Source organism: Nocardioides sp., assembly GCF_024509035.1.
GTDB lineage: Bacteria > Actinomycetota > Actinomycetes > Propionibacteriales > Nocardioidaceae > Nocardioides.
This window is the reverse complement of record NZ_JANINT010000299.1, coordinates 895-2,374: the sequence shown is the minus strand read 5'-3', so window position 1 is coordinate 2,374 and position 1,480 is coordinate 895. Positions and strand designations below refer to the sequence as shown.

Annotated in this window: 2 pseudogenes; both read left to right on the top strand. The window is 72.0% G+C overall.

The window, feature by feature from the left end:
* Positions 1-308 precede the first annotated feature (308 nt).
* Positions 309-575: pseudogene (locus Q0L15_RS25025) on the top strand (type I phosphomannose isomerase catalytic subunit); the annotation flags it as partial.
* 25 nt (positions 576-600) lie between these two features.
* Positions 601-1,344, top strand: a pseudogene (locus Q0L15_RS19470) (hypothetical protein); the annotation flags it as partial.
* Between the last annotated feature and the right edge of the window lie 136 nt (positions 1,345-1,480).

Sequence of the window (1,480 nt, the reverse complement as noted above, 5' to 3'; positions counted from 1 at the left end):
CGGCGAGCTGCCGCAGGGACAGCTGGGCGGACACCCGCTGCTCCCTGAGGTAGTCGCCCAGGGTCTCGACGGTCTTCACGACCTTGCCCTTTGCCATACCTCCATCGTGCTAGCCGTTGCTAGCAGGAGCAAGCACATCGGGTGTGCTTTGGTTCACATTGAGAGGACCGCGCCCACTCAGGCAAGCGGATCCCGTCTCCGGCCGGTGCTTGCAAGAGCAACCATCCATCGCTTCGAGCGGGCGGCACCGGACCCGCCTATCATCCGGTTGACGGGCCGAGACCGATCGGCCAAGGACGAACGGACCCATGACGATCTATCGCCTGGAGTGCTCGACCCGCGACTACGCGTGGGGGTCGGCCACCCTCATCCCCCGCTTCCTCGGCCAGCCAGCCGACGGCGATCCACACGCGGAGCTGTGGATCGGCGCCCATCCCGGAGCGCCCTCGCAGCTGCCCGACGGACGGTCGCTGGCGGACCTCGTCGTCACCGATCCGGACGCCGCGCTCGGCACCCGCACGCTGAACCGGTTCGGGCGGCGGCTGCCGTTCCTGATGAAGGCCCTGGCGGCGGCCGAGCCGCTGTCCCGAGCGCAACTACCGCGACCCGTTCCACAAGCCCGAGCTGATCGTGGCGGTCACCCGGTTCGAGGGGATGGCCGGGTTCCGCAACGTCGACAAGACCGCGGAGATCCTGGGCCTGCTCGGCACGCCCTGGGCGGAGGCGACGGCCCGGCGCCTGATGTCGACGCCCGCCTTCCAGGCCCTGCGCGCCGTCGTGACCGAGATCCTCGGCATGGAGCCCGCGGCGCTCGCGCGAGCGCTGTCCGACATCCGGGTCGCCGCCGAGGCCGCCGAGGAGCGCAGCCACCAGCTCCGGCGCGCGGCGACCCGGCTCAACGTCGACAGGGGCGCCGTGGACCGCGAGGCGGTCCGGGTCTTCGCCCAGACGATCGCCCTCGCCGATCGCTACCCGGAGGATCCCGGTGTCCTGGTCACCCTCCTGCTCAACCACGTCGTGCTCGCCCCGGGTGAGGCGATGTTCCTCGGCGCCGGCGTCGTGCACGCCTACACGTCGGGCTTCGGCATCGAGGTGCAGGCCGGCGTGGCCTGCTTCGACCCGCCGGTCGACGAGTTCGCCCTGGTCGTCGGCGCGACACCGCTCGCCGGCATCGCGGACGACGGGCCGCGGATCGTCCTGGCCCTCGACGGCCCGGTGACGGTGACCGCGGGCGGGACGACCGAGCACCTCGAGCAGGGGGCGGCCGCCTTCGTGCCGCACGCCGCCGGCCCGCTGCGCATCGACGGCGACGGACGGGTCGCGATCGGCGTCGTACCGGCCTAGGACACGCCTAACCGTCGAACCGTCGAGGCGTGTCGATCCAGTGCCGGCCCTCGTTGGCGACCGCCTCGACGTCGGCATCGACCATCAGCCGCACGAGCTCCTCGGTCGTGGTCCGCGCCTTCCAGCCCAGCTGCCG